Source organism: Enterococcus sp. 3G6_DIV0642 (genome assembly GCF_002140635.1).
Taxonomy (GTDB): domain Bacteria; phylum Bacillota; class Bacilli; order Lactobacillales; family Enterococcaceae; genus Enterococcus_D; species Enterococcus_D casseliflavus.
Map to the genome: position 1 here is coordinate 1,712,017 of NZ_NGLH01000001.1, position 13,036 is coordinate 1,725,052.

The following is a 13,036-nucleotide window of genomic DNA, read 5'->3' on the forward strand; positions in this document are numbered from 1 at the left end:
CATGTTTTTGAATGTTACCATCCAAAGAAATCAAAAATTGGTTGACGCTGCAATCTCTCTCCATAAAGAAGGAAAAATACTTCCAGATACCTATGTCTTGGATCTTGATATGATTGAAAAAAATGCTGCAAGCTTAGCAGAAGATGCCAAGACACATGGAATAAACTTGTTTTATATGACTAAGCAATTTGGCCGCAACCCATTAGTTGCACAAAAGATACATGATTCGGGAATCAAAAAAGCGGTGGTCGTGGATTATAAAGAAGCATTGATTCTTATGGAACAAAATCTACCATTAGGAAATGTGGGTCATTTAGTTCAAATACCACGGAATCTTTTAACTAGAATCATGAATTACGGAACTGATTATATCACGGTTTATTCTTTGGAGGCGTTACAACAAATCATTCAAGCAGCTGAAGAGCTTACTATAAAACAAAAGATTCTAGTAAAAATCATTGAATCTGATGATCAGATTTACGAGGGGCAATTTGGTGGATTTCATTTAAACGAGTTATCTTCAATTGTTGAATTAGTTAGACAAACAGACCATGTGACCATTGAAGGTGTGACCTCTTTTCCTTGTTTCTTATTTGATGGGGAATCGAAGTTATTACCTACCAATAATGTGAAAACGATCCAGCAAGCGAAAAAAAATTTTGAAGAGTTAGGGATCGTAATAAAAGAAGTGAATATTCCGTCAGCAACTTGTCACGAAACTATTCCTTTCATAAAAAAAATTGGGGGAACACAAGGCGAACCCGGACATGCACTTACTGGAACTACACCATTACATTCAAAGATGATGTTACCGGAACATCCAGCTATGGTTTATGTGAGCGAAATATCGCATAACTTAGATAAACATGCTTATTTTTATGGTGGTGGATATTATCGACGTGGACATCTTGACTCGGCCCTGATTGTAAGTTCGGAATCAGTTAAAAAAGACCGAGTTCGACCTTTTAGCAATGAAAATATTGATTATTATCTTTCAACAGAATCCACCCACCCTGTGGGAGCTACCGTTATCGCTGCATTTCGAACACAAATTTTTGTTACTAGAAGTGATGTAGCAGTTGTTTCAGGTATTCAAAATGGCTCGCCAAAAGTCGAAGGTATATATGATAGCCTTGGAAATATAGTTAGAAGGTGAAAAAATGGGGAAATTTGTTGTTATCGTTTTAGATAGTTTTGGCGTTGGCGCAATGGATGATGTTAAGGAGGTTCGACCTAGAGATCTAGGAAGCAACACTGCTGCACATATCATTGCCTCCAATCCGTCAATTAATATACCAACGTTGGAAAGCTTAGGTTTGATGAATGCTCTTGGTTTTGAGATAAAAAATCATAAATTTTCACCGACAGCAAATTATGGCACAGCTGACCTAGCACACTATGGAGCCGACTCATTCTTAGGACATCAAGAAATTATGGGCACAACACCTAAGATTCCATTGATTCAACCATTCAATCAAAAAATCGATGAAGTCGAAGCTAATCTGATAAAGTATGGTCATCAAGTTCGAAGAGTGGGTGAAAGCGGGACACAGATTTTAGTTGTAGATGAACTTGCAACGGTCGGTGATAACTTGGAAACAGATTATGGACAAGTTTATAATGTTTCAGCTTGTCTGGATTTGATCTCCTTTAATGACTTGGCAAAAATTGGGCATGTTGTAAGGGAAGTGGTTGAGGTTTCTAGAGTCATTACTTTTGGTGGTGAAAACATAACATTAAAAGACTTACTCGGAGCAAGAAAAACAAGGAATGGAGAAATTGCAGGAGTAGATGCTCCACAATCTGGCGTATATAATACTGGTTATCAAGTCGTTCATCTTGGATATGGTATTAATAAAAATGTTCAAACTCCCACAATCTTAGATCATGCAAATATCCCAGTTTCTTTTTTGGGCAAAGTCGCTGATATTATCCAGACGGATAGTAAACGCTTATTTCCAGGAGTTGATACAAATCGTCTTTTTGATGATTTGATCAATGAAGTGAAAACGCTTGATCATGGTTTTTTTGCGCTGAATATTCAAGAAACTGATTTGGCTGGTCATGCGGAAGATGTAAATCGTTATTCTGATCGTTTAGAAATTAGTGATAAACGAATCAAAGAATTGCTTCCATCCTTAAAAAGGGGGGATATCCTAATTGTTATGGCAGACCATGGGAACGATCCCACGATAGGGCACAGCAATCACACTCGAGAAAAGGTTCCCATATTGCTTTATAGTCCAGGTATCCATAATAAATATTTAGGAAATAGACAAACCCTTGCAGATGTTGGCGCAACTGTAGCAGATTACTTTAACGTTTCGCCTCCTCAAAATGGTCAGTCATTTTTGCCAGAATTATTTATTAATTAAATGTAATGGCTCGATTAATGGTAGTAAAACCAAAATCGAGCCTTTTAAGGAGTTTATAACATGGAGCAGAATAAAGTTCAAGAGTATTCCAAGCGAACAAGTTTAGCAATGGCAAATTTTTACAACTCCGTCATTAAAGTATTTCCCAATTGCATAGAGAAAATCAGTTCCTCTTCTGGATATTATATTGGACTGAAAGATTCTATAGTTTTCACATCTTTCTTTATAGATTTTTTGGAGAAAAATGGCTTCCATCTTCACACGATTGACAAAGCAAGTCATAAAGGAAGAGGGATAGATATAGATTTAAGAAATCCAATTACTGGTGGTGTAATGACTGGTTCATCGAGTGGAACAGCTGTGAACGTTTTTTTAGGTATTAATGATGTTGGAATCGGTACGGACGGAGGTGGTTCAGTTTTAGCTCCAGCAGCAGCTTTAAACTTAGTTGGTTATATCCATCCGGAAGTGGGGAAGAAAATGCTCAGTTTAGAAAAAATGGTAAAATCTTCAACAGATGGCATATCTTTCACACCATCCATCGGACTTATTAGTCGTGAGATAGATCTCATAAAGCAATTAGCACAAATCCTTACTGATCATAAGGACCAAGAAAAGACAGTAACTGTTGCTGTAGACTCAGAAATAAATAAGAATCTTTTATCAGTAGACATGGAGACTATGAAAATAATTACGAAGGATTTTTCCTATAAGTATCAAGAAAGTCGTAAAAAATTAATTGATGAAGTAGAACGATTGTTTTTAGATGTAGATATAATTATTTCGAAAGAAGGACCAATTGACATTTACGGTATTGGTGAAACACTCATCGGACATTTTGATGATCAGACGCGAGAAAATCAAGTTGCTGGTAAAAAAGGATTTATCAGAGTTGTCAATATGTGTAATGCTATCGGGTTGATCGTTCCAACTACAAGTCTAGCTACTGGGTACTTAATAATCGGAAAGCCTCAATCAGGAATTGAGCAACAAATGTTTCATTTAGCAAAAAAACTTATCGCCAAAGAAGATAGATTGTTGAAGAATTATTTTCTCGATCATCATTCTTATTTTGACGATGGATATAATTTGTAAAACGAATATCTTTGAAATTATAGCAACGAGTCGAAATCCAATAAGATTTAGTCAAACCATTGACATTTATTTGTCTTTGGTTTTTTTCGTTCAAAATGTGTTGACTGATGAAATAGAAAATATTAAGGTTAAAATAGCTTTTTATACAAAATATAAAGATGAAAGTTTTGAAATGTGATTAAAATGCTTTAGTTTATCTTTAACTTTAACTAAAAAATAGACTTAAATACATTAAACTTTTTGTAGAAAGTAGTGATGTTTAAGTTTATCTATGAAAATCATAAGGAGCATCTTTTGAAAAACACCTTTCTCTTTTACCTAAAATTAGAAACAAACAGCCTAAAGCATCGCTTTATAGTAGTATTCTTGCTGTTATTGCCGCTATTTTTTGTTTTCATTCAAAAAAATGTGACAGAAACGGTTGCAGATATTGCTCAGGCACGACTATCATCTATCGATATCGCCTTGCAAAGTTATCAAAAAATTGATTTGACCGATGTCGAGAATACCGATGAGCGTTACCTTAGTCTTATCGATCAATCCAACGCTTTAGCAACCATGACACAATCTGCTATGTTAGAAAATCGCCAACGGTATCTGTTTGCCAGCATAGATTATGGTGAAAAAATGGGAACTTTCTATGAGCAGTATGCCGCTGAAAGTGACCGATCCTTGTTTCCAAAACAGTCAACAGTGGTTCAAGAAACAAGTGAGTTCACACAAGTACTTGCCAAAAACAAAGAATTTCATTGGAATCAGCAAGGATTCAGTGACTACTGGAAAACCGTTTTTTTACTCTATGGCGCACTACTTTTTTATTTGACTGTTTTCTGGTCAGCAGATCTTTTTCTTTCAGAAGTGAAACGACCGCAGTTTTCCAACAGCGTACCTTTTAGAAAACGAGACCGAATTTTTATTCCTATCATCATTCGACTGGTAATTTGCACCATAGGGACCAGCTTGTTTTTGATCAGTGCTGTTTTTTGTTCTTTCTTTTTTGATCATGTTGATTTTTCATATCCTTTTGCCTATTGGTTGCGGGAAATTCAAGCAGTTGAATTTCTTCTCTTTTTGCTCTTGTATTTTCTGATGACGATTGTCATCACTGGCTTTGCCATTTGTTTGACCTCGTTCATTTTTACTGTAACGAAAGACGTCTTACAAACCTGCTTACTTGCTAGTTTACTTGGGGCATTACCGCTGATTGTTCCTAGTCGGATCTGGCTGCTTACACCGTTTCAATTTCTGAATGTCTTCCAGCTGCTTCAAGGAGACTATGCTTTTGCCAGTGATTGGTCATTCTATTCTTTCTATTTCGCTCTGATCCTCTTGCTCATCTATACGGTCGCTCTTTTTTGGTTGACCACACAACGAGTGAAAGGGGGATTAAGGAAATGACTATCTGGATGTTCGAATTAAAGCGACAGTTTCGCCAAAAAAGAACGTATGTCTCTTTTTTCCTGCTTTTCTTCTTAGGTGTCTACTATACATTGCAGGTCGCATCCACTTTCGAGCCGATCGATAAAATCAATCGACCTGTTATCAACACCAGAATTGCGGAAAGACAGACATTTCTAGAAAATACTACTGTGGATGAAAATACTCACTTTTATGTTCATTATGCGCTGAGTGTATTTCCGATTTGGAACAAATGGGATCAAATGCGATTAGCAGCGATCGATGATCATGATTGGCGGCAATACGCTGAAGCCACGAGTGAATGGTATCGATTTTCTGACGAGCAGCTATTCGCAAACGATATTGGGGTTCTACGTTACGACATTCCTTATTATTTAAACAATAATCCGAATGCAAAAATCGATGGACATTACGACTATCAAAAAAATATCTTGAAATATCAGGAATTTGCCCGCTATGAGGGGGAGGTGACAGCACAAGCCTTGGAGGAAAAAACGGCTTTGCAGGCCTTGCTCAGAAGCAGTGAAACGATCTTGCCAATGGCTTTGCTTTTCTTTTTCATTTTAGGAATTAGTGATAGTTTTACACGGGACCAAAAACATGAGACACTGCTTGCGACATTTCCATTGCGCAAGTCCCGCAGATTTTTAGCCAAAGCTGCAGCTGGGTTAGCGTATGGGCTCAGCTTGCTTTTACCAGTCATGGCTTGCGTTTTTCTCTATAGCTTTACCCATGAAGTTGGGCGCTTAGATTATCCAGTGGCGGTTTATTGGACAAGTGGTATCGAAGTGAATTTTGGTTTATCGACGTTGGGAAGCGTGTTGCTTCGTTGCCTTGCTCTCTATGTGTTGTTCCTGATTCTTGGTTTTCTATTTGCGTTTTTACTAAATAAGTGGTTTTCTTCTCAGATTATTAGTGCGATGTTTTCATTGCTGCTGCTTGTTTCCAGTAATTTTTATCTGGTTCGAGGTGGCGGAGCATACAATAGCTGACATTTTTTCCCCACTTCTTTTGTTAGTATTGGGAAGGTCGTATTGGGGAGAAGCTGGTTTGATTATTATGATCCTCGGATGCGTTTTGATTTCGGAGTCAGGGTCTTATTAGCCTGGATCGTTCGTTTAACGGGTTTGCTTCTGCTTACCTATCTGATTGAAGGGAGACGAAAAAAATGTTGAGCATTCAGAATTTATCCGTCAATTTTGGAGATAAGCAGATCCTAAAAAATATTTCCTTTGAATTGCCAGAAAAGGCGATTATTGGTTTAGTAGCGCCAAATGGTACTGGCAAGACCACAATGATGAAAGCAATCCTGGGACAAGTACCGTGCTTTTCTGGTGAGATAACATTAAACGGCGAAGATTTCACTTCGCTAAAGAAAAAAAGCCGTTTATTAGAAAATGTATCTCTATTACCAGATCAAAGTGAATTGTTTGAGGAATTTACCGGTATTGAACATCTTGAGCTATACAAAAGTATTTGGAAGTCATCAAAGAAGGTTGAAACGATCATTGCTCTGCTACAAATGGAAGATTATGCAAAAAACCGCGTAGTGACCTATTCATTAGGCATGCGTCAGCGGCTCTGTTTTGCGATGCAAGTAATCGGGGATACGTCATATATGTTCATGGATGAAGTGATGAACGGACTGGATCCTACCAATGTTTTATTGGTTTCGACTATTTTGCAGCAGCTGGCTGCAGAAGGAAAAGCGATCATGGTTTCTTCTCATATTTTGTATAATTTGGAGGAGATCTCTCAGCAGATCTTATTTCTGAAAGATGGGGTTATGTTTGAATACAATGATCCTAAAAAATCATTGATGGAAAAATATCAGGAGATTTATGTGAAGGACCAATAATAAAAGGACAACCGGCAATTAAAAAGAGAGAAGCAAAAGACAACTCTTTTTTGCTCTCTCTTTATTCATTTTGTTCTTCGAAAAATGAAAAACATATCCAACTATTCGGTTCTGGGGATGTTGAAATCCGCAAAACTTTTTAATAGTAACTTTGAATCATTAAGAACGGATGATTTAGTAAGGATTTCCCGATGAGTCGGTATCGATCACAGCGCCTTCAGGTGTTACTCGGAAAAATCCTATTGTCCCCGATCCGCCTTGATTACGAATCGAAATGCTTGTACCCCGGAAAAGATAATCAGCACCAACCATCCCGAAAAATGCGAATGTATAATCGTCATTTTTCATTTCTGGTCTAGCGGCATACAGCATTTCTAATGCTTGATCTTCCATAGAAAGCGTAGCGTCAGCATTCGCTTGTGTATTTGAATCAGTCGCAATATCTGATGATTGGATTTGTGTGTTCTGTGTAACAGATGATTGGCTGGGAATTGTTCCAGTTGTTGTTTCAGCTATTGATTCATTTGTAGAAGAGGAACTGGAAAGAGTACTTTCACTTGTAAGCGAAGTGCGAGTAGTGCTTTCTTTGGTTGATACACTATCCGAGGTACCTGTGCTACAAGCTGCAAGACCCAACATTGAACATAAAAAATAGGCAATAAATATTTTTTTCATGTATTTTCTCCTTTTAAGTAAAATTATACCAACTTATTTCTTTTATCTTAATAATACATCTATCTCATTCTAATTACTAGTAAATAGAATGAAGAATCTCAGATTTTTTTTACTATGTCTCATTTGCTTAAACAGTATTCTCGCTTCCTCAGGTTTCACAAAGGAAATGATTATCGAGCTCTTTAGACGAAAAAGAGACCATTACAGATCGAAGTGATCTCTTTTTTTATTCATTTCGTTTCAGTTCTAAAACCATATTAAACCAAGGGACATTTGCGTGCTGTGAAGCAGAAAGACCTTCTAAACTAAAACCGTGTTTTTTGTAGAAAGGGATCAATGGCTCCAAACAGGTCAATGTAATTCCAGTTCTTTGCTGCTCCTTACACTGCAGGATAAGTTGCTTCAAAAGTTTTCCACCAACCTTCAACTGTCGATACTCGGGTGCAACAGCTAAACTAAGAATGCTTTGATAACCGCCAGAAGGAGGATTTAGACTGGTTTTTTCGAATAGTTCATCATATAAATACCGCTCCTGGATAATCGGTCCAACAACATAGCCAATCGGTTGATCGTCGTTATTGATTGCAACCAAAAAACTATCTTTAATGATTGAAATACGCTCTTTCATCGCTTTTTCTGATGCTGCCTCATCTACCGTAAAACTAGCTCGCTCAATTTCCATTATAGACTTAAGGTCTTGTAATAGCGGGGGGCGAAAAGAAATGTTCATGTGTGCTTCTCCTTAATTTTCCTAATAGACGGACTGATTGCTTATCAAAAAACTCACATTCAAACATATAGCAGAAACGAAAGCGCTGGTTCATCTTGTCTAGTCGCTATATTTTATCAGAATAGACGTTTTTCTACTTAAATCAGCTGTTGATAATTCGCATCGATCGTTTCTATTAAATGGGTGATATGGGCAACGACCGCTTTTTGAGCAGCACTGCCATCATTTGCTTTCAGCGCTGCCAATATCTGCTGATGTTCTTGGATCGATTGCTCAATTCGTCCGGGAACGAGATTCGTTCGAAGCTGCAATCGCTGCAATTGTGTTTTGATTTGTTTGACTAAGGCAACTGCCTCCTGATTCTCTGAGGCACGATAAATAATTTCATGAAACTGCTGATTGCATTGTGAATACCCATTCAGATTATTGGAGGCAGCAAATTCCTTCATTTGCTCAATCAGATCTTCAAGTGCTTTGATATCGGAGGTAGAAATCGTCTTGGCGGTCCGACGCAAAATCGCACCTTCTAGAACCTCCCGAATTTCCAAATAATTCTTGATTTCCTGCAATTCAAAGGCTTTAATTTTTGCTCCTTTGTTTGGTTCCAAAATAACTAGATTCTCTTGTTCAAGCTTAAGCAACGCTTTTTTTATGGTATTACGGCTGGCACCAATACTTTGTGCTAAATCGTTCTCAATTAATTTCTGAGAAGGATGAAAACGTCCATCCATGATGCGCGTTTTTATATATTCATAGGCTTTATCAACGGGTAATGCTGCTTTTTGTTCCATCTCTTCACCTGCTTTTTTTATTGTTGATAAATGTTGTTCAACAATCTTCTAGACTTACTATACAGGGATTTTCCGTTGTATGTCAATGATTTCCTCTAGGGGGAACAAAAATGGATCAAAAAAAGAATCACCAAAAGCTGTTGACAAAGAAAAGAGTGAATTGTAGAATGAAATTGTTCAACAATAATGATTAACGTTATTCGTTGTTGGATCGTTGCTAGCAAGAAGAAAAACCGTTGTTTTATTTTTTAGACTTTTGTAATCGCTTACTGTCCGGAGGTAAGAAGGTTGGTACTAGAAATAGAACACAAAACTATTAAATAATGAGGTGGAAAAATGAAACAGAAAATGAGTCATGAAATTGCACACTTAAGTCATGTAGAACTGTTGACACCGAAGTTATCCGAAAGCACCAAATTCTTTATTGATGTATTAGGAATGGAAGAAGTCTATCAAAAAGACAACTCTGTCTATTTACGTTGTTGGGGTGACTATGAGCTTTATTCTGTCATTTTGACTGCTTCAAATACTGCTGGAATCAAGCACACAGCGTATCGAACGACTAGTCCAGAAGCGTTAGAAAGACGAGCGAATGCCTTAGAAAGAGCTGGTTTTGGTGTTGGCTGGATCGAAGGGGATTATGGTCATGGTCGAGCATACCGTTTTAAAGGTCCCGATGGACATCTCCACGAGCTCTACTACGAAACAGTAAAATATGTTGCGCCACCTGAACTTAAGCCTTGTTTGAAAAATCAACCGCAGAAATTTACTGGTCGGGGAGCAGCTGTAAAACACTTAGACCACATCAATTTCTTGTCCTCAAACCCACCGGCTGATGGCGACATGATGGAAGAGTTACTTGGAATGCGTCTCACGGAACAGATCAAATTTAAAGACGGATCACGTCAAGCTGTCTGGTACAGTCCAAATAACAAGTCTTATGAGGTTGTTTTCACAAAAGATGCAACCGCTTCAAAAGGACGTTTCCATCATATTGCAATGGCGGTCGATTCGTTTGCTGAGATCGCACGTGCGGCTGATATTTTCTGTGAGAATGACATTCACATCGAATTTGCACCAAGTAAGCATGCGATCAATCAAACGTATTTTGTTTATTGTTATGAACCAGGTGGAAATCGCATCGAGATCGCCGCAGGAGGATATTTAGTATTGCAACCGGACTGGGAAGTCATCTCATGGGACGAAGAGGAACGTGCTCGTGGACAGGCTTGGGGCAATAAAACTGTTTCGACCTTCCATACGTACGGCACACCTCATGTTGAGGAATAATCCTTATAAATAAAAGCAGCATTTCCACAGAGAACATAGAAAAGAGGAATAAAATTGGAAGCATCATTGATCAATGAAAAGACACGCCTATTAGTTGTTAGTGCCCATGCCGGAGACTTTATTTGGCGCAGTGGCGGAACGATCGCCAAATACATCAAGTATGGCGCGCACGTCTCACTGGTTGTTTTGAGCTATGGCGCTCGAGGTGAGTCAAACGACTTATGGAATGAACCAGGTCAAACGCTGGAGCAGGTCAAATCAGTTCGGCGTTCAGAAATTATGAAAGCGGCAAAACATTTAGGGGTTACGGATTATGAGCTATGGGATTTGCAAGACTATCATATGTCGGTAGGCGAAGCCGAAATGGATCGAATGGTTCGTAAGATGCGCGACGTTCAACCACATATCATTTTGACCCATGGACCAAAAGATGCGTTTAATCCTGATCATGAACTTGTTTCTAACTTTGTTTTTGAGGCGAGCGTTTTGTCCACCTCAAACGGTATCCAGATCGATGACACAAAACGATGCAAGCAAAGTCGGCTTTTCGGGTTTGAACCACACCAATCAGAGATCAGTGGCTTTCAACCAGAAGTAATCATTGATATTACTGAAACCTATGAGCAAAAACAAGCAGCAATGAACTGCTTCAAAGCACAGGAACATTTGATCAACTATTACAGTGCCAAAGCTTTGCTGCGGGGCAATCAGGCAAGACGTTGTTCAGGAAATAACGACTATCAATATGCAGAAGCATTCACACGTTTCTTTCCATATGTAGGAGGTGCGTTTAACTAATGAATAAATATATTTTAAAAAATATCTACCGCCCATCAGAAGATACGTTAAAGGACTATCGGAAATATGATGTTTCCACTGTCTATGAAGCACAGGACAAAACTGGCCTGATGTTGCCTTATATGCGACCATTGATCGAAGGTCAGCAAATCGTAGGGCCTGCGGTGACAGTCATCTGTCCACCAGGGGATAATCTTATGGTTCATGCAGCGATCGAGGTTTGTCAGCCAGGAGATATTTTAGTGATCACGACGACCAGCGGCGAATATGTCGGCGGTATGATCGGCGAATTGATCGTTACTGCTTTGATGAAACGCGGTATACAAGGAGTGGTGATCGATTCTGCTGCTCGGGATGTTGCGCAAATTCGTAAACTAGGTTTTCCAGTATGGACAAGAGCGATTTACTCCAAAGGAACGTTCAAAAATAAAGGTGGTTGGGTCAATGCACCGTCAGCTTGTGCTGGACAAGTCGTGCGGGGCGGTGATTTGATCATGGCTGACGATGATGGGGTAGTCGTCGTTCAAAAAGAAAACCTAGCGGCAACTTTAGCAAGCGCAGAAAAAAGAATGCGAAAAGAAGCAACGGTCAAAGAGCAAATTGCGGCAGGTATCTTAAGTATGGATTTCCATAATTTGCGTGGGCGTTTATCAGAGCAAGGGGTCGTTTATCTTGACCAAGTCGATGATGAAATCAAGTAGGTGATAACCATGACAAAAAGACTAGTGATTCAAATCAACGGTTCTGCGCATGAAAATCCAATACCAACAGCAGTTAAAATTGGAAATATGGTCTATACTTCTGCACTTATGGGTACCGATCCTTCTTCGGGACAAATGCCAGAAACTGTAGAAGAAGAAGTCGCACAACTATTTACCTATATCCTTGAGATTATGGAAAAAGCAGGTGGGAGTAGCGAAAATATTGCCCATCTCAGCGTATCAGTGACAGATCGATCATACAAAGAAATTGTAAACAAAGAATGGCTAAAACTATTCCCTGACCCTGATAATCGACCTGCAAGGCATACCACCGTTCATTCATTGAAACCGGGGGTTCACGTTCAAGTGGAGATGGTCGCTGTTCTTTGATATTAAGTGAAAGTAGGGGAAACCAAGCATGCCCACAGGAGTACTAATTAATGTTTCATCTGTTATCGTTGGAGGAATCGTCGGCGGGATAGCAGGAAAAAAGCTAAGTGCAGAATTTAAGACCCAGATTACCTTAATCTTTGGGGTTTGTTCAATGTCGATGTGGATTTTTACTTTAGGTTTAATGCAGAATATGCCAGCCGTGGTCTTTGCGGTGGTGATTGGAACAGGGTTAGGATTGGTTTTGAAATTAGGTAAGTGGATCAATCATGGTGCCTCTTTGATGGAGAAACCAATTGCTGCTATGGCAAAGAGCAAAGAAAGCACACTATCACAAGAAGAGTTTGTCTCCGCGTTAACTACAGCGATCGTTTTATTTTGTGCCAGTGGAACCGGCATATATGGTTCTTTAGATGCTGGGATGACAGGGGATAACACTATATTGATCTCAAAATCGATTCTGGACCTTTTCACTGCTGCGATTTTTGCTGCAAATTTAGGTTATGTGGTTTCGATCATCGCTCTACCGCAATTTATTATCTTTTTCCTGTTGTTTTTGGGGGCGAAACAGATTTTACCTTTGACAACGCCAGAAATGATCAACGATTTTCGAGCGGCGGGGGCATTTCTTATGATCGCTACTGGATTTCGGATGATGAAAGTCAAAGAATTCCCAGTAGCAGATATGATCCCAGCAATGATTTTAGCGATGCCTATCAGTCATCTTTGGACCAACTTCATTGTTCCACTGATCTAATGGTCCTTGTTAGAAATAACTGATTCGGGTGATCGTTTTTACTAAAAAGTACAGTGAGGCATATTTTTGCCCATTGTACTTTTTTCTACTTAAAAGGATCGTTTGGACAATTAAAGGAGCGTTAGTTAAATATAACTGAAGAAAGTTTGCATAACGC

Annotated in this window: 14 protein-coding genes; 11 read left to right on the forward strand and 3 right to left on the reverse strand. The window is 38.8% G+C overall.

From position 1 onward, the window contains the following. The first annotated feature begins 1 nt into the window (after position 1). From A5878_RS08125 to A5878_RS08155, 6 genes are all read left to right on the forward strand, one after another. A complete protein-coding gene (locus A5878_RS08125; RefSeq protein ID WP_086295322.1) occupies positions 2-1,156 on the forward strand; it encodes a YhfX family PLP-dependent enzyme in 1,155 nt (384 codons plus the stop codon). A gap of 4 nt (positions 1,157-1,160) precedes the next feature. Then, positions 1,161-2,375 (forward strand): phosphopentomutase, encoded by a 1,215-nt coding sequence (locus A5878_RS08130; protein WP_074535911.1) that lies wholly within the window; start codon positions 1,161-1,163, stop codon positions 2,373-2,375. Positions 2,376-2,435: 60 nt separating this feature from the next. Further along, on the forward strand, positions 2,436-3,470 hold the full coding sequence (locus A5878_RS08135) for an amidase family protein (protein ID WP_086295324.1): 1,035 nt from the start codon (positions 2,436-2,438) through the stop codon (positions 3,468-3,470). A gap of 294 nt (positions 3,471-3,764) precedes the next feature. Next, positions 3,765-4,868, forward strand: a complete 1,104-nt coding sequence (locus tag A5878_RS08145; RefSeq protein WP_086295812.1) for a hypothetical protein — start codon at positions 3,765-3,767, stop codon at positions 4,866-4,868. Beyond that, positions 4,865-5,881 carry a Tat pathway signal sequence domain protein gene (locus A5878_RS08150; protein WP_256925778.1) on the forward strand — a complete coding sequence of 339 codons (1,017 nt, stop codon included), beginning with the start codon at positions 4,865-4,867 and terminating at the stop codon, positions 5,879-5,881. Before A5878_RS08145 ends, A5878_RS08150 begins: the two co-directional genes overlap by 4 nt. Before the next feature lie 176 nt (positions 5,882-6,057). Continuing rightward, the gene (locus A5878_RS08155; protein WP_086295327.1) at positions 6,058-6,747 is read left to right on the forward strand and encodes an ABC transporter ATP-binding protein; all 690 of its coding nucleotides are present in this window, start codon (positions 6,058-6,060) and stop codon (positions 6,745-6,747) included. Between the two features lie 174 nt (positions 6,748-6,921). On the opposite strand, the gene A5878_RS08160 is transcribed toward A5878_RS08155, so the two are convergent. The 3 genes from A5878_RS08160 to A5878_RS08170 all read right to left on the reverse strand — a co-directional run bounded on the left by A5878_RS08160 (position 6,922) and on the right by A5878_RS08170 (position 8,943). Continuing rightward, the gene (locus A5878_RS08160; protein WP_010748304.1) at positions 6,922-7,422 is read right to left on the reverse strand and encodes a hypothetical protein; all 501 of its coding nucleotides are present in this window, start codon (positions 7,420-7,422) and stop codon (positions 6,922-6,924) included. Between the two features lie 226 nt (positions 7,423-7,648). Continuing rightward, positions 7,649-8,152 carry a GNAT family N-acetyltransferase gene (locus A5878_RS08165; RefSeq protein ID WP_086295329.1) on the reverse strand — a complete coding sequence of 168 codons (504 nt, stop codon included), beginning with the start codon at positions 8,150-8,152 and terminating at the stop codon, positions 7,649-7,651. Positions 8,153-8,289: 137 nt separating this feature from the next. Further along, positions 8,290-8,943, reverse strand: coding sequence for a GntR family transcriptional regulator (locus A5878_RS08170; RefSeq protein ID WP_074535900.1), 654 nt, complete (start codon positions 8,941-8,943; stop codon positions 8,290-8,292). A gap of 336 nt (positions 8,944-9,279) precedes the next feature. Between A5878_RS08170 and A5878_RS08175 the strand changes: the two genes are divergently transcribed. Genes A5878_RS08175 through A5878_RS08195 form a run of 5 tightly spaced genes read left to right on the forward strand, consistent with a single transcriptional unit; the run spans position 9,280 to position 12,879 of the window. Then, the gene (locus A5878_RS08175; RefSeq protein WP_086295331.1) at positions 9,280-10,233 is read left to right on the forward strand and encodes a catechol 2,3-dioxygenase; all 954 of its coding nucleotides are present in this window, start codon (positions 9,280-9,282) and stop codon (positions 10,231-10,233) included. Positions 10,234-10,287: 54 nt separating this feature from the next. Then, entirely contained in the window at positions 10,288-11,031 is a 744-nt protein-coding gene (locus A5878_RS08180) for a PIG-L deacetylase family protein (RefSeq protein ID WP_086295333.1), read from the forward strand. Beyond that, on the forward strand, positions 11,031-11,732 hold the full coding sequence (locus A5878_RS08185) for a 4-carboxy-4-hydroxy-2-oxoadipate aldolase/oxaloacetate decarboxylase (RefSeq protein WP_086295335.1): 702 nt from the start codon (positions 11,031-11,033) through the stop codon (positions 11,730-11,732). Before A5878_RS08180 ends, A5878_RS08185 begins: the two co-directional genes overlap by 1 nt. 9 nt (positions 11,733-11,741) lie before the next feature. Beyond that, a complete protein-coding gene (locus tag A5878_RS08190; RefSeq protein ID WP_086295337.1) occupies positions 11,742-12,122 on the forward strand; it encodes a RidA family protein in 381 nt (126 codons plus the stop codon). Between the two features lie 28 nt (positions 12,123-12,150). Then, the gene (locus A5878_RS08195) at positions 12,151-12,879 is read left to right on the forward strand and encodes a DUF554 domain-containing protein (RefSeq protein ID WP_086295339.1); all 729 of its coding nucleotides are present in this window, start codon (positions 12,151-12,153) and stop codon (positions 12,877-12,879) included. The last annotated feature ends 157 nt before the right edge of the window (positions 12,880-13,036 follow it).

Bases quoted from the DNA above. Each gene is read 5' to 3' on its own strand.
- A5878_RS08135 (WP_086295324.1), top strand. From the start codon at position 2,436: ATGGAGCAGAATAAAGTTCAAGAGTATTCCAAGCGAACAAGTTTAGCA.
- A5878_RS08150 (WP_256925778.1), top strand. From the start codon at position 4,865: ATGACTATCTGGATGTTCGAATTAAAGCGACAGTTTCGCCAAAAAAGA.
- A5878_RS08165 (WP_086295329.1), bottom strand. From the start codon at position 8,152: ATGAACATTTCTTTTCGCCCCCCGCTATTACAAGACCTTAAGTCTATA.
- A5878_RS08125 (WP_086295322.1), top strand. From the start codon at position 2: ATGTTTTTGAATGTTACCATCCAAAGAAATCAAAAATTGGTTGACGCT.
- A5878_RS08175 (WP_086295331.1), top strand. From the start codon at position 9,280: ATGAAACAGAAAATGAGTCATGAAATTGCACACTTAAGTCATGTAGAA.
- A5878_RS08155 (WP_086295327.1), top strand. From the start codon at position 6,058: ATGTTGAGCATTCAGAATTTATCCGTCAATTTTGGAGATAAGCAGATC.
- A5878_RS08170 (WP_074535900.1), bottom strand. From the start codon at position 8,943: ATGGAACAAAAAGCAGCATTACCCGTTGATAAAGCCTATGAATATATA.
- A5878_RS08160 (WP_010748304.1), bottom strand. From the start codon at position 7,422: ATGAAAAAAATATTTATTGCCTATTTTTTATGTTCAATGTTGGGTCTT.
- A5878_RS08130 (WP_074535911.1), top strand. From the start codon at position 1,161: ATGGGGAAATTTGTTGTTATCGTTTTAGATAGTTTTGGCGTTGGCGCA.
- A5878_RS08185 (WP_086295335.1), top strand. From the start codon at position 11,031: ATGAATAAATATATTTTAAAAAATATCTACCGCCCATCAGAAGATACG.
- A5878_RS08190 (WP_086295337.1), top strand. From the start codon at position 11,742: ATGACAAAAAGACTAGTGATTCAAATCAACGGTTCTGCGCATGAAAAT.
- A5878_RS08195 (WP_086295339.1), top strand. From the start codon at position 12,151: ATGCCCACAGGAGTACTAATTAATGTTTCATCTGTTATCGTTGGAGGA.